This window comes from Chitinophaga sp. CF118 (genome assembly GCF_900112615.1).
Classification (GTDB): domain Bacteria; phylum Bacteroidota; class Bacteroidia; order Chitinophagales; family Chitinophagaceae; genus Chitinophaga.
In genome coordinates this window covers 359,869-383,131 of record NZ_FOMK01000002.1, presented here as the reverse complement: position 1 = coordinate 383,131, position 23,263 = coordinate 359,869, and the positions used below count along the sequence as shown (strand labels likewise).

General features: G+C 42.7%; 20 protein-coding genes. 6 read left to right on the top strand and 14 right to left on the bottom strand.

The features are described from left to right. Positions 1 to 169: 169 nt before the first annotated feature. Positions 170 to 2,806 (top strand): DNA gyrase subunit A, encoded by a 2,637-nt coding sequence (gene gyrA, locus BM176_RS09825; protein WP_090102323.1) that lies wholly within the window; start codon positions 170 to 172, stop codon positions 2,804 to 2,806. Positions 2,807 to 2,938: 132 nt separating this feature from the next. Then, complete coding sequence (locus BM176_RS09820; RefSeq protein WP_143097771.1) at positions 2,939 to 4,192, top strand: tetratricopeptide repeat protein; 1,254 nt, start codon at positions 2,939 to 2,941, stop codon at positions 4,190 to 4,192. Positions 4,193 to 4,265: 73 nt separating this feature from the next. Here the strand turns inward: BM176_RS09820 and BM176_RS09815 are convergent, their stop codons facing one another. The 4 genes from BM176_RS09815 to BM176_RS09800 form a co-directional block, all read right to left on the bottom strand. Next, positions 4,266 to 4,646, bottom strand: a complete 381-nt coding sequence (locus BM176_RS09815; RefSeq protein ID WP_143097770.1) for an anti-sigma factor family protein — start codon at positions 4,644 to 4,646, stop codon at positions 4,266 to 4,268. 5 nt (positions 4,647 to 4,651) lie between these two features. Next, positions 4,652 to 5,218 carry an RNA polymerase sigma factor gene (locus BM176_RS09810; RefSeq protein WP_090102317.1) on the bottom strand — a complete coding sequence of 189 codons (567 nt, stop codon included), beginning with the start codon at positions 5,216 to 5,218 and terminating at the stop codon, positions 4,652 to 4,654. Between the two features lie 263 nt (positions 5,219 to 5,481). Next, entirely contained in the window at positions 5,482 to 6,573 is a 1,092-nt protein-coding gene (locus tag BM176_RS09805; RefSeq protein WP_090102315.1) for a tetratricopeptide repeat protein, read from the bottom strand. Then, positions 6,563 to 7,138 (bottom strand): RNA polymerase sigma factor, encoded by a 576-nt coding sequence (locus tag BM176_RS09800; protein WP_090102313.1) that lies wholly within the window; start codon positions 7,136 to 7,138, stop codon positions 6,563 to 6,565. Before BM176_RS09800 ends, BM176_RS09805 begins: the two co-directional genes overlap by 11 nt. A 79-nt stretch (positions 7,139 to 7,217) precedes the next feature. Between BM176_RS09800 and BM176_RS09795 the strand changes: the two genes are divergently transcribed. Continuing rightward, a complete protein-coding gene (locus tag BM176_RS09795) occupies positions 7,218 to 7,997 on the top strand; it encodes a C40 family peptidase (protein ID WP_090102312.1) in 780 nt (259 codons plus the stop codon). Between the two features lie 124 nt (positions 7,998 to 8,121). On the opposite strand, the gene BM176_RS09790 is transcribed toward BM176_RS09795, so the two are convergent. The 4 genes from BM176_RS09790 to purE form a co-directional block, all read right to left on the bottom strand. Further along, on the bottom strand, positions 8,122 to 8,664 hold the full coding sequence (locus BM176_RS09790; protein WP_090102310.1) for an inorganic diphosphatase: 543 nt from the start codon (positions 8,662 to 8,664) through the stop codon (positions 8,122 to 8,124). A gap of 214 nt (positions 8,665 to 8,878) precedes the next feature. Further along, a complete protein-coding gene (locus tag BM176_RS09785) occupies positions 8,879 to 9,367 on the bottom strand; it encodes a DUF4878 domain-containing protein (RefSeq protein ID WP_090102308.1) in 489 nt (162 codons plus the stop codon). Positions 9,368 to 9,576: 209 nt separating this feature from the next. Further along, complete coding sequence (locus BM176_RS09780) at positions 9,577 to 10,548, bottom strand: PhoH family protein (RefSeq protein WP_090102306.1); 972 nt, start codon at positions 10,546 to 10,548, stop codon at positions 9,577 to 9,579. A 187-nt stretch (positions 10,549 to 10,735) separates the two neighbouring features. Then, a complete protein-coding gene (purE, locus tag BM176_RS09775) occupies positions 10,736 to 11,191 on the bottom strand; it encodes a 5-(carboxyamino)imidazole ribonucleotide mutase (RefSeq protein WP_090102304.1) in 456 nt (151 codons plus the stop codon). Between the two features lie 206 nt (positions 11,192 to 11,397). Between purE and BM176_RS09770 the strand changes: the two genes are divergently transcribed. Together BM176_RS09770 and BM176_RS09765 are read left to right on the top strand one after the other, a co-directional pair. Continuing rightward, a complete protein-coding gene (locus BM176_RS09770) occupies positions 11,398 to 13,593 on the top strand; it encodes a PAS domain-containing sensor histidine kinase (RefSeq protein ID WP_090102302.1) in 2,196 nt (731 codons plus the stop codon). Positions 13,594 to 13,616: 23 nt separating this feature from the next. Beyond that, positions 13,617 to 14,000, top strand: coding sequence for a response regulator (locus BM176_RS09765; protein WP_218162174.1), 384 nt, complete (start codon positions 13,617 to 13,619; stop codon positions 13,998 to 14,000). On the opposite strand, the gene rpe is transcribed toward BM176_RS09765, so the two are convergent. From rpe to thrA, 5 genes are read right to left on the bottom strand one after another with little or no spacing between them, the layout of a single operon-like run. Beyond that, positions 13,997 to 14,656: a ribulose-phosphate 3-epimerase gene (gene rpe / locus BM176_RS09760; RefSeq protein ID WP_090102299.1), complete on the bottom strand. Its 660-nt coding sequence runs from the start codon at positions 14,654 to 14,656 to the stop codon at positions 13,997 to 13,999. The two genes, BM176_RS09765 and rpe, sit on opposite strands and share 4 nt — an antisense overlap. Position 14,657: 1 nt before the next feature. Continuing rightward, positions 14,658 to 15,671, bottom strand: coding sequence for a tetratricopeptide repeat protein (locus BM176_RS09755; protein ID WP_090102296.1), 1,014 nt, complete (start codon positions 15,669 to 15,671; stop codon positions 14,658 to 14,660). A 47-nt stretch (positions 15,672 to 15,718) separates the two neighbouring features. Next, positions 15,719 to 17,026 carry a threonine synthase gene (gene thrC, locus BM176_RS09750; protein WP_090102294.1) on the bottom strand — a complete coding sequence of 436 codons (1,308 nt, stop codon included), beginning with the start codon at positions 17,024 to 17,026 and terminating at the stop codon, positions 15,719 to 15,721. A 5-nt stretch (positions 17,027 to 17,031) separates the two neighbouring features. Beyond that, positions 17,032 to 17,967, bottom strand: coding sequence for a homoserine kinase (locus BM176_RS09745; RefSeq protein ID WP_090102292.1), 936 nt, complete (start codon positions 17,965 to 17,967; stop codon positions 17,032 to 17,034). A gap of 25 nt (positions 17,968 to 17,992) precedes the next feature. Next, positions 17,993 to 20,440 (bottom strand): bifunctional aspartate kinase/homoserine dehydrogenase I, encoded by a 2,448-nt coding sequence (gene thrA / locus BM176_RS09740; protein WP_090102290.1) that lies wholly within the window; start codon positions 20,438 to 20,440, stop codon positions 17,993 to 17,995. Between the two features lie 1,073 nt (positions 20,441 to 21,513). Between thrA and BM176_RS09735 the strand changes: the two genes are divergently transcribed. Further along, positions 21,514 to 22,671, top strand: coding sequence for a homogentisate 1,2-dioxygenase (locus BM176_RS09735; protein ID WP_090102288.1), 1,158 nt, complete (start codon positions 21,514 to 21,516; stop codon positions 22,669 to 22,671). Positions 22,672 to 23,045: 374 nt separating this feature from the next. Here BM176_RS09735 and BM176_RS09730 read toward each other — a convergent pair whose 3' ends face one another. Next, entirely contained in the window at positions 23,046 to 23,237 is a 192-nt protein-coding gene (locus BM176_RS09730; protein WP_090102286.1) for a hypothetical protein, read from the bottom strand. Positions 23,238 to 23,263: the final 26 nt, after the last annotated feature.

Genomic DNA, 23,263 nt, shown 5'->3' with positions numbered 1-23,263 from the left:
TAAATCCTGCTATCTGCATATTTTGTTACTATTGTATATGCTATTTGTATTATATGACAATTCCTTTTTTATTCACATTTTATGTCAATCAGGCCGGAATACGGCCTGAAATGGGTATATTTGCGCTTATTTGTTTTTTTAGCAAAATAAATTGTAAACCAACATTATAATGTCAGAAAATACAGAACCACATAACGACGGCAGGATAGTCCAGATCAACATTGAAGAGCAGATGAAAACTGCTTATATAGACTACTCAATGTCTGTAATTGTGGGCAGGGCACTGCCTGATGTAAGAGATGGTTTGAAGCCTGTACACCGCAGGGTGTTATTTGGTATGAATGAGTTGGGCAACAACAGCAACAAGGCCTATAAGAAATCAGCGCGTATCGTGGGTGAGGTAATGGGTAAGTTCCATCCTCACGGGGATGCTTCCATTTACGATACAATTGTGCGTCTGGCACAACCGTGGACCATGCGTTACATTCTGGTAGACGGTCAGGGTAACTTTGGATCTGTGGATGGTGACTCTCCGGCAGCAATGCGTTATACGGAAATCCGTTTACAGCGTATTGCGGAAGCGATGCTGGAAGATATAGACAAGGAAACAGTGGATTTTGCACTGAACTTTGACGATACTTTGCAGGAGCCTACCGTATTACCTACAAGGATCCCGAATCTGCTGGTAAACGGTTCGTCTGGTATTGCCGTAGGTATGGCTACCAACATTATGCCGCACAACCTCAGCGAAGTAGTGGATGGTGCTATTGCATACATTGAAAACCGTGATATTACTATCGAAGAACTGATCAAACATGTAAAGGCTCCGGATTTTCCTACCGGTGGTATCATTTACGGTTATGACGGTGTAAAAGCAGGCTTTGAAACAGGCCGTGGCAGGGTAGTGGTACGTGGTAAAGTGAATGTGGAAACTACAAAAGCCGGTCGTGAACGCCTGGTAATCTATGAATTACCTTACCAGATTAACAAGGCAGTTCTGCATCAGAAGATAGCCCAGCTAGCTGATGATAAAATCATTGAAGGTATTGCTGAAGCACGTGATGAGAGTGACCGTGAAGGGATGCGTCTTGTTATTGAATTGAAGAGAGAAGCGATTGCTAACGTAGTTATCAATCAGTTATATAAATATTCTGAGCTGCAGACTTCTTATGGTATCAACAATGTGGCCCTTGTAAAAGGACGTCCGCGTGTACTGAACCTGAAAGATCTGTTATCTGAATTTGTGGACTTCCGTCATGAGGTTGTTGTACGCAGAACCCGTTTCGATCTGCGTAAAGCGGAAGAGAAAGCACACATCTTGCAGGGTTACCTGATTGCTCTGGATCATCTTGATGAGGTGATTGCCCTGATCCGTGCTTCCCGTACTCCGGATGAGGCCCGCGATGGATTAATGAGTAAGTTTGAACTGAGTGAGATTCAGTCTAAAGCCATCCTGGAATTGCGTTTGCAACGTCTTACAGGTATGGAGCGCGACAAGATCAAGGAAGAATACGATGAGATCATGAAGCTGATTGGTTATCTGAAAGATGTGTTGTCTGATGAAGGTTTGCGTTTCAAGATTATCCGTGAGGAACTGGAAGATGTGAAGAAGCGTTTTGGTGATGAGCGTAAAACAGAGATTCAGTACCTGGCCAGCGAAATGCGCATGGAAGATATCATTGCAGAAGAAGATGTGGTAATCACCATTTCTCACCTGGGTTATATCAAACGTACATCTGCTTATGATTACCGTCAGCAGAAACGTGGCGGTCGTGGTGCTGTAGGAGGAAAAACACGTGACGAAGATTACATAGAACATCTGTTCGTAGCATCTACCCACCATACCATGCTGTTCTTTACTGAGAAAGGACGTTGTTTCTGGCTGAAAGTATATGAAATACCTGAAGGCGAGAAGAGTGGCAAGGGAAGAGCTATCCAGAACCTGATCAACCTGCCTACAGATGATAAAATCAGGGCTATTATAGATATCAAGGACCTGAACGATAAAGACTTCATTAACACCCATTACATCATCCTTTGTACACGTAATGGTACTATCAAAAAGACTTTACTGGAAGAATTCTCCCGTCCGCGTCAGAACGGTGTGAATGCTATTACTATCAACGAAGGCGACCAGTTACTGGAAGCTAAGCTGACAGATGGTAACAGCCAGATCATGATGGCTATCAAGAGCGGTCGTGCGATTCGCTTCCCTGAGAGTACAGTACGTGATACCGGCCGTGGTGCGATTGGTGTAAGAGGTATAGAGGTGGATAACGACAAGGATGAAGTAGTTGGTATGATTTGTGTAAATAAGGAAGATGCAGAGAGAACCGTACTGGTAGTATCTGAGAAGGGATTTGGCAAACGTACTGATATTGATGATTACAGGATTACCAACCGTGGTGGTAAAGGGGTAAAAACGATCAATGTTACTGAAAAAACAGGTAGTCTGATAGCTGTAATGGATGTAACGGAGAAAGATGACCTGATGATCACTTGTAAATCCGGTATTACTATCCGTATGGCAGTTGCTGACATCCGTGAAGCAGGAAGGGCTACACAGGGTGTACGTTTGATAAGACTGGATGAAAGTGATGAAATTGCTGCTGTAGCGCGCCTGGACGAACAGGAAGAGCCTGAAGTAATACTTGCGGAAGGTGAAGAAGTGGTAGCTGGTATAGCTGGCGAAACTTTGGTTGAAACGGAAAGCGAAACAGAAGGAGAGGAAGCCGCAACTGATACTGATACAGATGAAGCTACTGGTGATGATGAAGCCGCGACAGAAGAAGAACCTGTAGAATAAATAATTAAAAAATACGTTAAACTACCTATGTCAACTAATGGTGAACAGTTGGTTGATTGTATTTATTATGTCTGTAATAAACACGGAAACATCTAACATCAATTGAATAGCAAACAAAAAAATATTGAGCTCATGAAAAAACTATTGGTTTCTTTTATCTTTTGCAGTGTGGGTGTGTCCGCTATGGCGCAGAGAGCGAAGGTAAACAGTGCAGATGAGGCAGTGAAAAGTAACGATCTGGTTAAAGCAAAGGCCGATATCCAGGCCGCTTTGGAGAATGAAAAGACTAAGAATGAGGCTAAGACCTGGTACGTAAAAGGTAAGGTATTTGAAGCTTCTGCCACTAAGGATAAGAATTCTGCTGAGGCAATGGAAGCATTCCAGGCGTACAAAAAAGCGCTTGAAATTAATCCTAAACTGCCTGAAGCATTACTGGAATTGAACCGTGGTATGTTCAACCTCTACGCTACAGTAGGTAACGTTGGTTATGGTAACCTGAATGACCAGAAATGGGATTCTGCTTACGGACACTTCTCTGAAGCATTTTCAATTGCTGAATTTTACAATGGAAAGAACCTGGGTGGTACTATTCCAACAGATACTTCTATGACCTTTTATGCTGGCTATGCTGCAAATATGGCCGGTAAGAAAGATGATGCTATCACTTACCTCAAGAAAGCAGCAGATCTGCAATTTAAAGGTGAACCTGCACTGTTTGTAATCCTGGCTCAGGCTTACGAAGAGAAAGGTGATAATGCAAACTGGCTGAAAGCTATCGAAGACGGTAAGAAAATGTTCCCTAAGGACAAGCGTTTTAACGATATGGAGATGATCTATTACTCCAAAACCGGTAAAACTTCAGAATTACTGACTATGCTTGAAAAGAAGGTACAGGAAAATCCTAATGATTTCCAGACAGTATTAGACTATGGTATCCGTGTAGATAACCTGGCTAATCCTCACACTGAGAAAAATGAAGATGCTCCAAAACCAGCGAACTATGATGAGTTGATGGGCAAAGCAGAAGGTGCTTATAAAAAAGCAATTGAACTGAAAGCTGATGATGCTACTGCTAACTTCCAGTTAGGTGCATTGTACTTTAACCGTGCAGTAGGTTTCAACAAGGAACTGAATGGCATGGACAGCAAACAACAGAGCTCTCCTAAAGCGAAAGAACTGCAAACTAAAGTAGAAGGCCTGATGAATACTGCACTGCCTTTCTTTGAGAAAGCAGATGAGAACTTCACAGCAAAAGCAGCCAGCTTAGAACCAAGCGACAAACAAACTTACGAGAGCTGTTTGTATGCTCTACAGAAAATCTACGCTATCAAGAACCAGACTGATAAAGTAGAAGCTGTTAAGAAGAAACTGGATAATCTGAAATAAGATCCAACTCACTTACAATAATAAATAAGCCGGCTCAATCAAATGAGCCGGCTTATTTATTATTGTACTGCTACTATTTATGTGTCATAAAATGATATGTCCAGAAAGCAGCGAGTAAAATGAACAGGATCACAAGGGCTATAATAGCCAGTTGTGTGAAGTAAGCTACCTGATCTTTCCTGCGCTTACGTGTACGCAGCTTACGAAGCACTTGCTTTTTCATCTGCTTTAACATTCCGGGGATTTGTTCTTTCTGCCTGAACGCAGCCAATCCCTCCACAGCTTCACTGCACAATTCACAATCAGCCAGATGAAGTTCCACTTCATGCTGCTTTTCCGGCGATAGCCGGCCCTGCACATAGTCCAGCAGCTCTTGCTGTGCAGGACATTGTGTAGTTGTGAAAAGGTCGTTATATTCTTCCTTCATAAAGTCGTCCATAATAATATTCTTCACCGGATCTATCCGTGTTTGCTTAATAAGAGTTTCAGGTTCCGCTTTCCATTCTGTATATAACTCTTCACCTGCAATAAAGTATAACCTGTTTGTGCTGCAATATCCTGGTAGGATACTTTTTGCAGATAAAACAGTTTTACGCACACCCGCTGTTCAGGATTCAATTGTTCCAGCGCATGCTGCATATTTTCCAGCAAGTTATCCTTTTCTACGAATTTTGCCTTATCCTCTTCCTCACCTGCAGGACTGTTCAGGAGATTTTCATTCACTTCCTCCTGACGGATCTGCTGCTTGTGCCTTAACTGCATCAGGCAGTGGTTTTTTGCCACCATGTAAATCCAGGCACGGAAGAATTGGACCTGGTGCTTGTTTACTTCTGCCAGCACTTTTAAAAAGATCTGTTGTACACTATCCCTGGCATCTTCCTCATTTTTAAGGTACTTCATACACATACCCAACAGGAGTATGGCATATCTGTCGAACAGGATGCCAATCCAATTGCTATCTTCACCGGCTCTGTACCGTTGTAACAATTCTTCGTCTGTTAATTCCTGGCTGTTTTTATAATTCACGGTATAAAGATAAAAACTTATAATATATAGATGCAGGAATGATTTAATTCCATAAAAATGAAGGGGTGAGGCCGGCTAAAGGAGCTTTTTTTTATCGTTCTTGTTCGGAGCAATTGTTTTGGATTCAGATGGGCAATTGTGGGCTGTACTCATTTGGGATTAATTTTATCTGGCATTATCAAGCGTATGGACATCAGAATATGTATTGGACAGTATCAAGCGTATGCCAAATGGCTAAAGGCAGTCCGAACTGTAATGGTATTTTATAAATTATCCAGTGCTGCCTGTGCTTTATCTTTCATGCTACCGCCCATATTCACTACTTCTTTAAACATACGGCGTGCTTTACCCGTTTGTCCTTTACTGCGATAACATACAGCCAGCTGGTAACGGGCCAATTCTCCATATTTGCTGTTACTTGTAGAAAGATGTTTATAGCGGGAAATAGCTTCATTCAGATCTCCCTGCTGATGATACACCATAGCTGCCTTATATAGAAATTCATCTGTGCTGGTAGGAGCAGAAGGAGCCGGCTTTTTATCATCGTCATCTTTATGAGTGTCTTTAGGGACTATTTTTGCTTCCGGTGTATCTGCTTTTTTCTCTTTCACTACCCGTGGAGAATCTTTCTGTACCACAACGGGTGTTGCTTTTTTCTCCTCTTTATCTTCAGGAGGTTTTACTGGTACCACAGGCTTCTTTACAGTCGTATCATCTGTTTTTACTTCGGGTTTCGATACTACGGGGGCTGCTTTTAATGTATCTTTTTTAACAACAGGTTTCACACTGCTTTCTTTAACCGGTACAGGAGATGGTGTAACAATGCCCGCCTGTCCAACTGCTGTATCCGGTCTGGGAACAGGTAGAGAACTTACTGATTGTTGTTTCACCTCTTCACGATTGGAAGCCTGAATGGTAGGGACACTACCTGAACTTGCCAATGGTTTTGATGAGAGGGATCTGAATCTGTTACCTTGTTGAACCAGGTAAATACCACCTGCAAATATTGCGATAGCTGCTACTATCCAGAAGTATATTAAAAGACTTTCTTTTTTCTGTTCTTTCCGTTGGTAACGTTCGGCTTTCTGTATATGCGAAACCTGCTTAATACTGTTGCGGATGTACTGCTGAATACTTACTGACAGTGATTGATATTTATCCCTGTATTGAGGTTGCTGGAGTACATGTAAAGCATCATAACAGAGGTCACAGTCCACCAGGTGCTGTTCCACCAGGTGTTTCTCCACATCTGTTAACCTGCCATCCAGATATCTGGGCAGCTGATCTCTGTTCAGACAACGGATAGTGCTGAAAGTCTTTAATATCTTGTTGCTGTTTTCCAAATTATTTTCCATCTGTTTGAGTCATCATTAAAGAAGCTATTTTCTGTTTACCCTCTCTGAGTTTCTGTCTCACTTTTTCAACAGGGCACTCTTTTGCAGCAGCCAGTTCAGCAAAAGATTTTTGCTCTGTATAAAACTGTTGCAGGAAATATTTTTCATCGGCATCCAGCTGACTAAAAAAATGTCGTATTTTGATAACCAGTTGTTGCTGTTCCAATAAATTATTGCCAGCTTTTTCTACGCTGTTTTCTACCTGTTGTACTTCTCTTGATTCGCTGGAAGGGAAAAAGGGAGAGTTCCTTTCTGATTTATTATTCAGGGCCTTAACGGTATAATGAATCCATTCGCTGGTCTTGGGTATAGTTTGTGTTTTAATACTGTTACTAAGGCGCTGTAAAATAACCGGATACATTTCCTCAGGTGTGGTACCGGGACCATTATTCAGATAAGGCATGGAAATAGCCACTAACAGATGGCTATACCTTTCAAATAGTACTCCTTCGGCCTCCAGATCTCTCAGCTTTCTTGCCCGGGAAATCAATTCTTTATCAGATAAATTAGTTAACTGCTGAAGCATAGTGTTACTTATATTTACATATAAGAACCTAAAAGGTTCGGTTATCTCTTTGAATATATGATTAATTTAGACAATTAATATGCCATATGCTATTACTGTTGTGCCTATAATGCCATTACGGGCAGAGCCAGCACATAGAAGCGAAATGATCTCCCAGGTTTTATGGGGAGAAAATGTTGAAATTATCGTTACCGGATCAGACGGCTGGGTTAAGGTAAAATGCCAGTTTGATGGGTATGAGGGGTGGGGTACTTTTAATCATTTGGAAATCATTGATGAAAAATTGTTCCTGGCACCATATACACATTACACTGCCAGTTGGGTGAATACTGTAAAGATAAATGAAAAAACAATGCATGTACCATTTGGCTGCATCGTAAAGCAAGTAGTTGAACCAGTAACAATCTGGGGAAATAATATACCAGTAAAATTTGAGGGAACATTAAAAGAGTGCCCGGGGAATGGCTCTAAAGTGGACAAAAAAGATCTGCTGGAAAAGGCTTTCCTCTTCCTGAACACACCTTATCTATGGGGAGGAAAGTCAGTATTTGGAGCCGATTGCTCCGGATTTACACAAACAGTATTTAAAACGCTTGGAATACCACTGCTAAGGGATGCCTATCAACAGGCTACACAAGGTGAAACGGTGGATTTTTTACAGGAAGTACAAACCGGAGACCTTGCTTTCTTCGATAATGCTGAAGGACGGATTACCCATGTGGGCATACTATTGAATGATCATGAGATTATACATGCATCCGGTAAAGTGAGAGTTGATCCAATTGATAATCAGGGTATTATTAATGCGGATACGGGGTTAAGAACACATCAGCTGAGAATAATTAAAAGATATTTTTGAGGAGCGCTCAGGGGATTATCCAAACTAAATAAAGGGCGGGAGAATTGGTTAAATGACTGCATATCCCCGTCAGGGATTTGAATAAAACGAGGGTACATCAAAAGTATGATGCACCCTCATTTGTTTATTGATTTCCGAATTTCTTGTTATAGCCATCGATGCTTTCCAGGACAATCCTTTCAGCTACGTCTTTATTCTCGAATTCAGCTACTTCCACTTTTTTGTGTTCCAGTCTCTTGTATTCTTCAAAGAAGTGACGCATTTCAGCTGTGAAATGCGGAGGTAACTCGCTGATATCATTGATATGGTTTACACTCATATCGTTAGCAGCCACAGCGATGATCTTATCATCAGCTTCACCGCCATCAATCATACGCATTACACCAATCACTTTAGCTTCCATGATACACATAGGTACCACGTCTACCTGTGAAAGTACGAGAATGTCCAGTGGATCATCATCATCACAATAAGTTTTTGGTATAAACCCGTAGTTGGCAGGATAATACACAGATGAATACAGTACCCTGTCAAGTTTCAACAGACCACTTTCTTTATCCAGCTCATATTTGGCACGGCTACCTTTAGGTATTTCAATGATTGCATTCACAACCTTTGGAGCCTCTTTTCCTGTGCTGACGCTGTGCCAGGGATTATTCGTCGTCATCTTCTATTTTTTTTCGTTTATATTATTTTGGTGCTTCCGGTTAATTGTTATGCATTACTCAGACAGAAAGGAAGTCACGAAGTCGTTTTCATTTGACCGTGGCAACTGATTTACTGTAAGTAATGTGGAATTATAACTTTTAGCTGGTGCGTGGCAAAAATAAGGAACAGAATTGTAAATCCGTAATAGCTGGCAAATTATATGGAAATGCAGGTTATTTTTCCGGTACTGGTGCGGCCGGTACTATAGAATCCTGCTGTAAAATCGTACTGCTGGAGTCTAATGACGTGGCTGGCGGCATATAGTTCGGAATAATACTTTCGAATGTCAGGGAGATCTTCCACTGTCCGTTTTCCTTTACCAGCTGAAGTCTTTCTTTTTGTTTGGAAGAAGAATTCAGCACGGTAACTGTCGCTTTATCACCATTTTCCTCAGTATCTATCACTTCTATTCCTGCTTTTTTAATCTTATCCCGTTCGGTATTGTTCCGGCGGGCATCAAAAAAGGAATATAGCTGTATTACCTGTTGCGATTCCTTGGTGGCGTAATCCCTGGCAAGGTCAAAGTTCGATTCCTGTATAGCATGCATAAAACTGAGCGCTACTTCCTGAGGGGTAGCATGTTTTTTGCAACCACTTAGTACAGTACCGAATAATAACGCCAAGGTAAGGATGCGCAGATAATTGATCATGCAATTGTTCATTATAATACAATTAACAAAAATAGGAGGAAAGTGGAAATTTACAAAAAGCAGCTGTAGGAAGTTACCTGTAAGTTCGCAGCAATTACACCTTAGTTTGAAAAATGTTGGTTTCCAGACTGTAAACCGATATAGGACGGGAATACTTTAGCAATTTTACAGTTTTGGAGGGTGAACATACTACAAACACTGTTAATGAAGTGTTAATTGTATTAGCGTTCCTCTTTTTCCTTTACCGCAGCATCAGCAGCATCGTATGCTTTGATGATAGCTTTTACAAGGCGGTGTCTTACCACATCTTCTTCATCCAGTTCCAGGTAACCGATACCATCTACATTTCTCAGAATACGGGTAGCTTTTACCAGACCGGACTTCATATTCTTTGGAAGATCAATCTGTGTAAGGTCGCCGGTAATGATTGCCTTTGCTGAAGAGCCTATACGTGTCAGGAACATCTTCATCTGCAGATCGGTGGCATTCTGCGCTTCGTCCAGGATAATAAAGGCATTATCCAGGGTACGGCCGCGCATATAAGCCAGCGGTGCGATTTCGATGACCCTGTTGGTCATGAAATAGGTGAGTTTATCAGCAGGGATCATATCGTCCAGTGCGTCGTAGAGCGGGCGCAGGTAAGGATCAATCTTTTCTTTCAGATCGCCGGGAAGGAATCCCAGGTTTTCACCTGCTTCTACTGCCGGGCGGGTTAAGATGATCTTTCTGACAGCCTTATTTTTCAATGCACGTACTGCCAGTGCCACTGCTGTATAGGTTTTACCTGTACCAGCGGGGCCAATGGCGAATACAATATCGTTTTTGTCACCCAGTGCCACCATCCTTTTCTGGTTGGCAGTCCTGGCACGTACATTACGTCCGTTAGGGCCAAAAACAAGTATTTCGTTGGAATTATTTTCTTTGAAATTATCTATTTTTTCTTCATCGCCTAAAATCTGTTCAAAATAACCTTCGCTTAGATTACCATTGCGTTCCAGATAGGAGATGATCTGGGTGATCTTTTCCTGTGCAACATTCACTTCTTCCTGAGCACCTGAAAGCTTCAGTTGTGTGCCACGGGAGAGTATTTTCAGCAATGGGAATTTCTTTTTTAACAAGTCTAACTTTCCGTTATTTACCCCGAAAAATTCAATGGGGTTAACGCTATCTAAATTGATGATTGATTCTGTCAATTGTTATATAGATTTAAATGTTTGAAGTTAGAGACCCTGCCCGAAAGTTGATCAGCAGAAACACCATAAACAGGGCTTACTGCATTCTTTTTAAACAGAGGAAACTCCTGAAGGAGTAAGTTAGAGCTTTTTCTACAATCAGGAAGTTTCCGGATTTCGTTGCCTTATTTCTACAAACAAGGGCCCCCTACAATTTGTATCCCTGCTGCTTGAAAGCCTCTACTTTTGCTGCAATTGCAGGATTACCCAGTGCGAGAATCCGCGCTGCCAATACAGCGGCATTCCTTGCACCTGCTTTTCCAACTGCCAATGTTCCAACCGGCAATCCGGCAGGCATCTGTACAATAGAGTAAAGTGCATCAATTCCACCCGGTAAGCCACCTTCCAAAGGTACGCCCAGTACCGGTAAAGAAGTATAAGCAGACACTACTCCCGGCAAAGCTGCAGCCATACCCGCAGCGGCAATAACCACGCCAAAGCCTTTTTCCTGCGCAGTGATACACAGCTCTCTTACCTTGTCCGGATTACGATGTGCAGAAGCTACCACCATTTCACCTTCAATATTAAAAAACTGTAAAAAATTCAGCGCTTCCTGCATTACCGGTTTGTCGCTTTCTGAGCCCATTAGAATTAATACTTTCATCCCTAATTGATATTATAGTTTAACGATCCTTAGGCTCAAAGATATTTATCCTTTCACACATCCGGAAAAAGGATAATCCACATTGTTGAAAACTAACAAAATTAAAGGGGAAAACAATACAAATAACTGAAATACGGGATAATAAGATAATAGAATACTTCTTTTTAATAATATATTGACTATTTTTAAGTGTTATTACAGGAATTATGAATGAGGCCACTATGGGCAAGGCACTGGCTGCTCTTGTACCGGCGTTGTTACTGGATGGACAGGGGTACCTGTTGGAGGCCAATGATAGAGCGGCGGAATTATTGCAGCTGGAGAACCATTATAGAAGGGGAGGACATTACGATCAGATAATCAGTAAACGAACCCGGATCTGTTGGGTTGAGCTTTGCCAGAGACTAGAATCAGAGCTTTCTGCCAGCATAGAAATGTATTGTCATACGGGTGAATGGATGGAATGGCAGTTAAGTGCTTTCGGGACTAATTATTTATTTACAGGGTTTAATATAACATCCCGCCGCAGACGGAATGATAAAAGGGTATTTGAAAATTTACCTGTGGGCCTACAACAATTTACGCCAGAGGGCTATCATGTTGATAGTAATACTATCCAGCGTGAGATATGGGGGGATGAGCACCCGCTATTTAAAGACCCCGACTATAATATTATAGAAGATCCTTTTTACCAACAGATTGGATTAAGTCAGTTATTCAGGGAAGCATTGCATACCCTCCAGCCTGCCAGGCGTGAAATCCTGCTCAGATATAAAGAAGATATAAGGGATGGTGTTACCCGCCTGCAGCCCTACTATTATGAGGCAACCGTATTTCCCGTTCCTAACAGGGAAACCGGTAGCACTGATCTTTTTCTGATGTTGAATGAAATTACAGCCCAGAAGCTGGCTGTAAAAAGACTGGAGAAAAGTGAACGGCTACTGGATAATATCGTAGAAAACCTGCCTATTGGATATATTCAGTTTGATCACTATGGTTTTGTACGACGGGTAAATCATACACAACGCCGTTTTTTCAGAATGCGTGAGGCTGCTCTGGATAAACATTACAACATCATGAGTGATGCTTTTGCCTCTATATATGGGTTTGACAAACTGTTTGCAAAGGTGATGGGAGAGAATAAGATGCTTCGGATTGAAATGCAGATGGACTTTTCCCTGGAGAAAGAGTGGACAGATCTGCAAAAAGAGGTGTGGGTGGATCTGACAATATTGCCTTTACAGGATCCTGTTAATAAAAAACAAATCGTTGTGATGCTTGTGAATGATATCACTGAGCAGAAACGGGAACGAAAAATCCGTACACAATTACAACGCAATACAGAACAGCTACACCTGTTATTCGATGCTGTGGATATGGGCTATGCAACGATGGAGCGGAATGGTCTCGTTACCTTTGTAAACCGCAAAGCGGTAGCAATGAGTGGTGGTGATATTAAACGCGGGTGCAATATTTTTATTACACTTCCTGAATTTGCAGCCAACACACCTTTTGCTATCCGGTTTGCAGAAGCTATGAAGAGTAATGTATCGGAGTCTTTCTACAGCTATTTTTCGCGAATGGACAAGTGGTATGATTTTATGCTTACGCCCATGCCGGACGGCGCTCTTTCGGTTTTTATCAGGGATATTACTGAAAGCCGCAAGATGCAGAAAGATCTTTACCGGGCTAATAACCAGCTGAACAGGCTGAACAAAAGCCTGGTGAACCAGAATCAGCAACTGGAGGACTTTGCACATATCACGTCTCATAATCTGCGGGCACCTATTGCCAATCTGAAAGCATTAATGCAGATGTATATGGCTTCTGGACAGTCTCAGGAACGGGAATTGTACCTGAGCATGCTGCAGGAGGTAATTCATAAGATAGATGAAACACTCAATGATCTGGTAGATGTGGTGCAGATAAGAAAGAACGATGATGTAGAACGGGAACAGCTATACTTTGCGGAAAGATTGCAGTATGTGAAAGATGTATTACTTGTAGATATTGAAGTGAGCGGTATTCAGCTTACCACCAGTTTCGAGAAAGCGCCTATGCTGGAATTTCCGAGAGTATACCTGGACAGCATCTTACAAAATCTAGTGACCAACGCCATCCGTTACAGAACACTGGAGCGTATTCCCTCCCTGCATCTGAAAAGCTGGAAAGAGAACGGGCGGATTGTGCTTACTGCCGAAGATAACGGTTTAGGGATTGATATGGAACGCTTTGGCAGCAAACTGTTCGGTTTCCGCAAAACGTTTCATAAAAACAAGGATGCGAAAGGAATAGGACTATTTATAACAAAAACTCAGGTAGAAGCTATGGGAGGAAGTATAAGAGCTGAAAGTACTCCCGGTGAGGGAACCAAATTTATCATTACCTTTAAACCCGAATAAGTCCCTCTATGCAATTGCTTAATATGATCTTTATAGTTGACGATGATCCTATACATCAACAGATAGCAAATATTATGATTCGGAGGCAGGGAATCGGTGAAAACGTTCGAACTTTTTCAGATGCGCAGGATACCCTTGATTATCTTAAAGAACATCAGCATGAGCCCGACCTTTTACCCGATCTGATCCTTCTGGATCTTAATATGCCCGTGATGGACGGATGGGAATTCCTGAATGATTACGCCAGCTTCTATGAACATCTATCCAAAGAGATTGGTATTTTCGTGCTGACTTCCTCTATTGATGATAAGGACAGGAAAAAGGTAGATAGTTTCTCCTTTGTGAAAGGATATCTTACTAAACCTTTGTCCAGCGAAATTATTTTGAAACTGCAACAGTACACTTAACTTTCTTTCAAAGCCCTGATTGTAGCAGCAGGATCTGCAGAAGAAAATACCGTACTGCCAGCTACGAGTACATTCGCTCCCGCATTAATAATATCAGCCGCATTTTCCAGGGTGATACCGCCATCTACTTCTATGAGTGCATGTGCATTTGCAGCCTTGATCATATCTCTTAAATCGCTGAGTTTTTTCAGCGTCTGAGGAATGAAATGCTGTCCGCCAAAACCAGGATTCACGCTCATTACCAATACCACATCAATATCATTGATTACATTTTCCAGCAGATGTACAGGTGTGTGTGGATTTAATGCCACACCTGCTTTCATGCCCAGGCCTTTTATCTGTTGAATATTACGGTGCAGGTGAATGCAGGCTTCGTAATGAACAGTTAAGATATCTGCACCTGCTTTCTGAAAGGCTTCAGCATATTTTTCCGGCTCCTCTATCATCAGGTGTACGTCACATATTTTGCGTGCTGCTTTCTTTATCTGGGTTATTACCGGGATACCGTAGCTGATATTGGGAACAAAGCGACCATCCATTACATCCAGGTGCAGCCAGTCAGCCTCACTGCGGTTCAACAGATCCACCTCTTTGCCCAACTCCAGGAAATTAGCCGCCAGGAGGGACGGTGCGACAAGCGTAGTTCTTTTTTCCATTCTATATGTTTTTAAGGCTATCCAATGCTGCTTTTGCTTCCGGATATGATTTACGGAAGTTGAGTGCTTTGGTGTAATCATCAATAGCTGCTAACTTGCGGCCAAGTTTTGCGTGGCAGCGGGCACGGTAGTAATAAGCTTCCGCATCTGCCGGTGAAGACTTCGCAGCCATATTAAAATAGTTGAATGCCGCCGGCCATTGTTGTTGCCTGTAATAGATCTTTCCCAATGCCATATAGATGTCTTCATCATCAGGATCAGTGACAATTCCTTTTTTATAAGCAGCGATCGCTTCTGTTAATTTACCATCTTTTTCGTAATACTGACCAATGGAATATTGTGCATCTGCATTTGTAGAATCCAATCGTGATGCGAGTTCGTAGTAATGAATAGCAGCAGGAAGATGCCTGTCCTGAAGCAGATCGCCCAGTTCCATTACGGCCTCATAATCACTTTGCATACCTGCTGCATCAATAGCAGTGGTGAGGTGTTTAATTGCGAGTGCCGTATCTTTTCTTTCTTCTGCAATGCGGGCTTTCAGGTAAAAGGCCTTATCGTGTGTATCCTTTGACGCAGCCAATACGGAAGCCAGGCTATCGGCCTGTTTGTATTGTTTATTTTCTATCATTGCCGTTGCAAGCCGGTATTCAAGATAAGGATAGGAAGGTGCTGTATGTAATGCCTTTTTAAAACTGGCCACAGCCTTTGGATAATTTTCCACCAGCAATGCTGCTTCTCCTGCACCTGCCCAGTAGTCGGTTACTGTTGGTTTCAGTTCAGCTGCTTTCTCGAAGTCTTTTTGTGCCAGTGCAGGATCGGTATTAAACAGTAATAGCGCTCTTCTGAAATGAAGATCGGCATTGTTGGGAAACCTGCTCAATGAATCTGTTAAAGGCAATACCATAGGTGCATAAAGAGCCGAGTCAGCGTCTGTCTTATCAGCAGCCTGTTGTCCGGGGGAATTGGACTGGCATGAAAAGAGGATAGGAATTATTAAAAGGCCAAGGTATTTCATACCACAATATTAAAGAATTAGCTGCAAGATCGCTTGCAGCTAATTTACTAATTCTGCATCAGCCATGTTTTTAATGCATTATAATCGTTCGGCAGCAGGACTGCTTTCTTTTCAAGGCTGTATAATGACTGTACTCTTTCGGGAGTAGTTATTTTTTCCTGTAATGCAGCTGGAGCGGTGTCTGCAAACTTTACCGGGTGAGCCGTTTCCAGGAAAACACCTGCGGTGTTTTTCGGTTGGCCGGAATGTTGCAGATATTCTTCCAAGCCCAGGTAGCCTACGGCACCATGAGGGTCCAGCATATAATGTTCCTTTTCCCATACCTGTTCCATAGTAGCCACGGTATCTTTATCACTGAAACTATAGGAAGTTAATTTCTGTTGTAAAGCAGGCAGACTGTTGGCAAATAATTCCAGGATCCTGATAAAGTTGCTGGGATCTGCCACGTCCATCGCATTGGAGAGGGTAGGAGTTGCTTGTCCTGGTTCATACTTACCTGATTGCATAAAGCGTGGTACCGTATCATTTATATTGGTGCTTGCCACAAAATGATTCACGGGTAATCCCATAGCAGCAGCCATCATACCGGCGCAGATATTCCCGAAGTTACCGCTGGGCACAGAGAATACCACTTCAGGATAAGTAGTTTTCAGTTTCTTCCAGGCCAGCAGGTAGTAGAACATTTGTGGTAACCAGCGAGCCACATTAATGGAGTTCGCGCTGGTGAGCAGGCAATGTGCCTGTATTTCTGCATCCAGGAAAGCGGTTTTCACCATACGCTGACAATCATCGAAAGTGCCTTTTATTTCCAGGGCGGTAATATTCCCATTGAGGGTAGTCAGTTGTTTTTCCTGCAGGGTACTCACTTTACCAGAAGGGTAGAGGATCACTACGCGTACCCCCGGCACATTGTAAAAACCGTGGGCAACAGCACCGCCGGTATCGCCGGAAGTAGCAACCAGCACGGTTACCGGACGGGAGTCGTTCCTGCGGAAGTACCCCAGGCAACCAGCCATGAAGCGGGCCCCCACATCCTTAAACGCAAGTGTAGGACCGTGGAATAACTCCAGCGCATAAATGTTATCTTTTACCTTTTCCAGCGGGAAAGGAAAGCTGAGTGTATCTGCAATGATTTTACGTAAAATTTCTTCGGGAATCTCATCGCCCACGAATGGTTTAATAGCCGCATAAGCGATGTCAAGGTCGGCCTGCTCTTCTATTTTGCTGATGAATTCCTTTTCAAAAGCAGGGATCTGTTCAGGGAAATACAATCCTTTATCGGGTGCTAATCCCTGTACTACTGCATCCTCAAAAGAAACTACATGTTGTTTATTCTGTAAGCTGAAATATTTCATTGTCTTTACACTTTTGTTATTTTCACTCCTTTAGTGTTTATCTGGGATACATGGATCTTATAATCCACTCCCAGCGGAGCATACACGGTGTTCATCATATCTGCCACGCTGCGTGCATTGGCTTCTCCTTTACTCAGCATGAAAACGGAAGGTCCTGATCCGGAAATTCCGCCGCCGAGAGCACCGGCTTCTTTACATTTTACTTTCAGTTCATAGAAAGCAGGGATGAGAATAGCACGTACGGGTTCTACAATCACATCTTCCAGAGAGCGGCTGATGAGTTCATAGTTTTCCTGGTAAAGTCCTGCCACCAATGCCCCCACGTTTCCCCACTGGCGGATGGCATCTGTCATCAGCACTTTTTGTTTAAGGATTTCGCGGGCATCGGAAGTTTTCACTTCTATCTGCGGATGGATGACGGTCACCCAAAGGTCCGCAGGAGTATGCAGAGCCGTAATATCAAGAGGTTTGTAACTTCTTACGAGTGTAAAGCCGCCCATGATGGCCGGCGCCACGTTATCGGCATGTGCCGCACCACTGGCCAGTCGTTCGCCTTCCATAGCGAAACGTACCAGTTGTTTGGGTGTAAACGGGTTCCCCAGTAGGTAGTTAGCACCCGCCACAGCACCGGCAGAACTAGCCGCGCTGGAGCCAATACCACTTCCCGGAGGGATATTTTTAAACAGTTCCAGTTCTATGCCTGTTTCCGGGTGGCCATACTTTTGCAACAAAGCCTGTATTGCCACGCCACATACGTTGTGAGCAGGGTCTGTAGACAGGTTGGCACCGTGTACCGCTGTGATGGTAACACCCGGAGTATTACTTCTGCGCATGATCATTTCATCGCCGGGAGCATCCATTGCCAGTCCTATCACATCAAACCCGCAGGCCACATTGGCAACAGTAGCGGGGGCAAATACTTTTATACAGTCGTTATCCATGTTTAGTAAGTATAAGTTTCGTTAACTATCTGGCAGATCTGATTACGTCAGCAAAGATACCAGAAGCCGTAACATCTGCACCAGCACCAGCACCTTTTACTATCAGGGGCTGTTCCGCATAGCGGTTAGTGGTATAAAGTACGATATTATCTTTTCCTTCCAGGTTAAAGAAAGGATGATTAGAAGCTACGGATTGCAATCCCACAGAGGCTTTGCCATCGACATAACTAGCCACGAACTTCAGCTTTTTGCCTTCTTTATCTGCCTGTTCACGTAAGTTAGTAAAATGAGCGGCATGAACATCCAGCTGATCATAAAATGCATCTACAGACGGTGCATTTAATGCTTCTTCCGGAAGGAAGGAATGATTTGTGATATCATCCATCTCCATCACAGCACCACTTTCACGTGCCAGTATAAGTATTTTACGCATTACGTCTACACCGCTGAGGTCTATACGTGGATCCGGTTCTGTGTATCCTTCATCCTGGGCTGCTTTCACCACCTTGCGGAAGTTGGCATCATTCACAAAGTTGTTGAATACGAAGTTGAGACTACCACTCAGTACGGCCTGAATACTGCGTACTTTATCACCGCTGCGAATCAGATCATTCAGTGTATTGATCACCGGTAATCCTGCACCCACATTGGTTTCAAACAGGAAGGACGCATTGAACTTGCGGGCAAGTTCCTTCAGGTTTTTATAATAAGCATAATCGGAAGAGCAGGCAATTTTGTTGCAGGTAACGACGGAAATACCATGTTGAAGGAATTCTCCATAAAGAGCTGCAACTTCTTTACTGGCGGTATTATCAACGAACACGCTGTTGCGGAGGTTCAGAGATTTTATTTTTTGTGTAAAAGCAGCCAGGTCTGACTGTTCTCCATTTTCAAGGAGGGAGCGCCAATCGTGCAGGTTGATGGATTCATGACCGAACACCATTTTTTTGCTGTTGGCAATACCTGCCACGCGGATGTGGAGTCCCAGTTCATTCATAAGATAGTTATGCTGCTGGTTCAGTTGTTCCAGGAGTTTGCTACCTACATTACCGGCGCCGGCTATAAATACGTTTACCTGTTTCAGTGGTGTTTCGAAGAAGGCTTCGTGGATAACGTTCAGAGCTTTCTTTACATCAGCTTTATTGATTACAACAGAGATATTCTTTTCTGTAGAGCCTTGTGCGATAGCGCGGATGTTCACTCCATTACGGCCCAGTGCGCCGAACAGTTTACCGCTGGTACCATGATGATTTTTCATCTTATCACCCACTACTGCCACGATGCTCATATCTCTTTCCACTATCAGCGGCTCGATACGTTTCTCCTGGATCTCTTGTGCAAACTCACTATCAACAGTGGTTTTTGCCTTCAGCATATCTGCTTCGTGGATACCAACAGTGATGGAATGTTCAGAAGAGCTTTGTGTGATGAGGATCACGTTTACTTTTTCCTGTAACAGTGCTTCGAACAGGCGTTTGGAGAATCCGGGGATTCCCACCATGCCGCTACCTTCCAGTGTGAGCAGGGCTATTTTCTGGATACCGCTGATACCTGTTACGGGATAGCTACGCTCGTTACCGTCCTGTATATGAATAAGTGTGCCGTGATCGTCGGGGGCAAAGGTGTTTTTGATCCAGATGGGGATCTTTTTATTCATTACGGGTTGTATGGTGGGCGGATAGATCACTTTCGCACCGAAGTGGGAAAGCTCCATAGCCTCTGCATAGCTGATATGCGCGATGGGAATTGCCTGTGATACGAGTCGTGGGTCGGCGGTCATCATTCCGCTTACGTCTGTCCATATATCCAGTACTTCTGCATTGAGGGCAGCAGCCATGATAGCGGCGGTATAGTCGGAACCTCCGCGGCCCAGGGTAGTGGTTTCTCCATCAGCACTGGCAGCTACGAAACCCGGCAGAACGAAGTAGTCTGCATTTTCCTGCTGGAAGTATTGTACTGACTGGTGATTAGTCGCAAGGAAATTTACGGCAGCATTTCCGAAGTTGTTATCGGTCACTATCAGTTCACGACTATCTTTCCATACGGCTTTCAGTCCACTCAGTTTCAGTTTTTCTGCCAGGAGGTAGGAGGACATCAGTTCTCCGAAGCTCATTATTTTATCCAGCGACCGGTTACTCAGTTCTCCCACCTGGAATATCCCATCACAAAGGGTTTCCAGTATGTTGAGTCTTTTCTTCACCTGGCTGATAAGGCCACTCTGTACCGTAATCGGGAATAGGGTGCGGATTGTATCCAGGTGTTTGTTTTCAATTTCCAGCAATACACTTCTGTATTGTTCCTGTCCTTGTCCGGCAAGCTGTCCGCACTGGATCAGTTTATCGGTAATGCCACTCATAGCGGAAGCAACGATAGTAAAGCGCCCGTTGGGTTTTTTATTTTGAATGATATTACAAACTTGTTCTATCGCCTGAGCACTTCCCATGGAAGTTCCGCCAAATTTTAATACTTGCATGTCTAATATTGTTAGTACGTAATGTTCCTATCCCTTTTACCGGTAGTACCACCTGGGTGGTCGTTGGATGATATGTTGATATTAACCCCGTAACGGGGTAATGGTTGTAATTGTAATAGTGCTGAACTCTGCACCGGAGATGGAGCAGAAAACAGGTGAGTAGTATGTTGAAAAATGTAGCACTATTATGTATAATTTACTTTTCGTTAACAAAAGTGCAGAATATGTTTCGGATTAACAAATGAATTGTCAAAGTTTTGAAATTATTTAAAATAAGATGCGGATAATTGATAAAAAATCCAGATAAGAAGAGATTAAAGATGAATGTGATTGGTTTTAAACACTTTGGACAAGTTTGGTTGACCACGGGCTCAGAAGATTCACTTTGGATTCAGGTGGACAATTGCGGACTGTACCCATTTGGTATTAATTCTATTTAACATGATCAAGCGTATGGGCTTTTGAATATATATTGAACGGTATCCATCGTGTGTCAAATGGCTAAGGCCCGCAATTGCCCACCTGAAACCTTCCGTATTTCTGTATTTCTTCTTATCCCCGGTGTTCCTTAAATTCTACCTTGAATTATATATGCTTATATCCTGCTAAGCCCATTCCTATAAGCTTCTACCTATGTTCCTATATGCTTAGCTTATAGGAACATAGGTAGAAGCTTATAGGAAGGTAGGTAGCAGCTTATAGGAAAAGAGAAATCATGCAGTATCATGGCTGGTTTCATGGATTATTCCGGTGGGTTAAGTAGAGATTAACAGGGAATTAGGTCGGGATTAAGCAGGGATTAACCAGGAATTAGGATGTCACAGACTGTTTTTACTTATATTTGTTATAACCACGTTAGGCATGCCGTATTTCAGAAACTTCACATATCATATAGATAAACGCAGATGGAAATATTGTTTCCTTCTTTCTGCATTGCAAAAAGGCGACTCCGCCGGGTGAAATTCATTGTCTGATATTTGCTACAAAATTTGCTATAGGTTTAGAAGGAGCCAGGCTTCATCGTTTGTAGTCGTTCTGTTATAATACTATTTCGTACATCAAAACATATTTTCATGCCTCATTATCACAAGCTGGGAAAAATCCCGCATAAGCGTCATACGCAATTCCGCAAGCCGGATGGTACTTTGTATTCTGAGCAGTTATTTTCTACAGAAGGTTTTTCTTCCAACTCAACATTATTATATCATTGTCATCCGCCTACCGAGATAGTGAAAGTAGATGAGCCTTATAATGTGGCTCCCAAAGTGGCTGAAGAGAAAATGCTGAAACATCGTAGTTTCCAGGGGTTTAATATTAAACAGGAGGATGACTTTCTGCAAAGCCGGAAGCCTGTGCTGGTGAATAGTGATTGCCATATTGTGCTGGCTGCTCCGCGGGAAAGCATGACGGACTATTTTTACAAGAATGCGGATGCAGATGAGATGATCTTTGTACATGAGGGAGCAGGTGTTTTACGTACGCAATATGGAGAATTGAGCTTCGGGTATGGTGATTACATGGTGATTCCAAGAGGAACGATTTACCAGATCAGTTTTAACGGATCTGATAACCGTTTATTTATCCTGGAATCTTTCAGTCCGATTCGTTATCCTAAACGTTACCTGAGCCATTATGGACAATTACTGGAACATTCCCCTTATTGTGAAAGAGATATTCGTCAGCCGGAAAACCTGGAGACAATCGATGAAGCTGGCGATTTTCTTATCCGCATCAAAAAGAAAGGGATGATGTATCCTATTCATTATGCTCATCATCCTTTTGATGTAATTGGCTGGGATGGTTGTGAGTATCCATTTGCATTTTCCATTCATGATTTTGAACCGGTAACAGGGCGCGTACATCAGCCACCACCTGTACATCAAACCTTTGAAGGAAGTAATTATGTTGTGTGTTCTTTCTGTCCGAGGTTATTTGATTATCATCCGCAGTCTGTTCCTGCTCCTTACAATCACAGCAATATAGATAGTGATGAAGTGTTGTATTATGTAGATGGTGATTTTATGAGTCGCAAACATGTAACCAGAGGGATGATCACCTTACATCCCGGTGGAATTCCACATGGGCCGCATCCGGGCGCTGTTGAAAAAAGTATAGGCGCAAAAGAGACGAAAGAACTGGCTGTGATGGTAGATACTTTTCATCCTTTGCAAATCACCGAAGAAGCTTTGGGAATTGAGGATGGGCATTATGTGATGAGCTGGGCCGAATAATAAATAATGAGCTTGAGGAACGCTTAAACAGAGCATTCTCTCCATCATAAAAACGGGCTGTATCACACAATGATACAGCCAGTTTTTATGATGGAATACTACCTGGATGTTTTTTGTTGTCAGAACCAGTAATTTTTCCTAAATTATTGATAGCAAGTTGGGAGAGAGTTGGTATTTGCTTCATACATTGAACATTCGTTGGACAATCTTTGAACAGCTATATGTGATCTAAAGTTGTCCAACGAATGTTCAATGTATGTTCTACGAATGTTCTGCGTATAGACTCACTATTAAGATATTCCTGATTTGGGTTTATATCAGGACATGTTATACGTTATAGGAACGGGTTTGTATTACAATAAATGATGGCGATTTTATTCTTCTCCCAATATAATTCCATCACCTTTCTCAGGATCTGTATTTTCATCTTCTTTATGTTCTTCAGGGGTTTGTAAAGTGGTATCTCCCATATAAATTTCTGTACCATCTTTCTTTAGTCCATTTTCGTCGATCTGGACATTCTTATCTTTTTTATCCGCTGGAGCGGTTGAGTTTTTTTGTGCCATGGTAATAGTTTTTATAAATAGGAGGT

Coding starts and splice junctions, on each gene's coding strand:
- gyrA (WP_090102323.1), top strand. CDS start 170: ATGTCAGAAAATACAGAACCACATAACGACGGCAGGATAGTCCAGATC.
- BM176_RS09820 (WP_143097771.1), top strand. CDS start 2,939: ATGAAAAAACTATTGGTTTCTTTTATCTTTTGCAGTGTGGGTGTGTCC.
- BM176_RS09805 (WP_090102315.1), bottom strand. CDS start 6,573: ATGGAAAATAATTTGGAAAACAGCAACAAGATATTAAAGACTTTCAGC.
- BM176_RS09800 (WP_090102313.1), bottom strand. CDS start 7,138: ATGCTTCAGCAGTTAACTAATTTATCTGATAAAGAATTGATTTCCCGG.
- BM176_RS09795 (WP_090102312.1), top strand. CDS start 7,218: ATGCCATATGCTATTACTGTTGTGCCTATAATGCCATTACGGGCAGAG.
- BM176_RS09790 (WP_090102310.1), bottom strand. CDS start 8,664: ATGACGACGAATAATCCCTGGCACAGCGTCAGCACAGGAAAAGAGGCT.
- BM176_RS09785 (WP_090102308.1), bottom strand. CDS start 9,367: ATGAACAATTGCATGATCAATTATCTGCGCATCCTTACCTTGGCGTTA.
- purE (WP_090102304.1), bottom strand. CDS start 11,191: ATGAAAGTATTAATTCTAATGGGCTCAGAAAGCGACAAACCGGTAATG.
- BM176_RS09770 (WP_090102302.1), top strand. CDS start 11,398: ATGAATGAGGCCACTATGGGCAAGGCACTGGCTGCTCTTGTACCGGCG.
- BM176_RS09765 (WP_218162174.1), top strand. CDS start 13,617: ATGATCTTTATAGTTGACGATGATCCTATACATCAACAGATAGCAAAT.
- rpe (WP_090102299.1), bottom strand. CDS start 14,656: ATGGAAAAAAGAACTACGCTTGTCGCACCGTCCCTCCTGGCGGCTAAT.
- BM176_RS09755 (WP_090102296.1), bottom strand. CDS start 15,671: ATGAAATACCTTGGCCTTTTAATAATTCCTATCCTCTTTTCATGCCAG.
- thrC (WP_090102294.1), bottom strand. CDS start 17,026: ATGAAATATTTCAGCTTACAGAATAAACAACATGTAGTTTCTTTTGAG.
- BM176_RS09745 (WP_090102292.1), bottom strand. CDS start 17,967: ATGGATAACGACTGTATAAAAGTATTTGCCCCCGCTACTGTTGCCAAT.
- thrA (WP_090102290.1), bottom strand. CDS start 20,440: ATGCAAGTATTAAAATTTGGCGGAACTTCCATGGGAAGTGCTCAGGCG.
- BM176_RS09735 (WP_090102288.1), top strand. CDS start 21,514: ATGCCTCATTATCACAAGCTGGGAAAAATCCCGCATAAGCGTCATACG.
- BM176_RS09730 (WP_090102286.1), bottom strand. CDS start 23,237: ATGGCACAAAAAAACTCAACCGCTCCAGCGGATAAAAAAGATAAGAAT.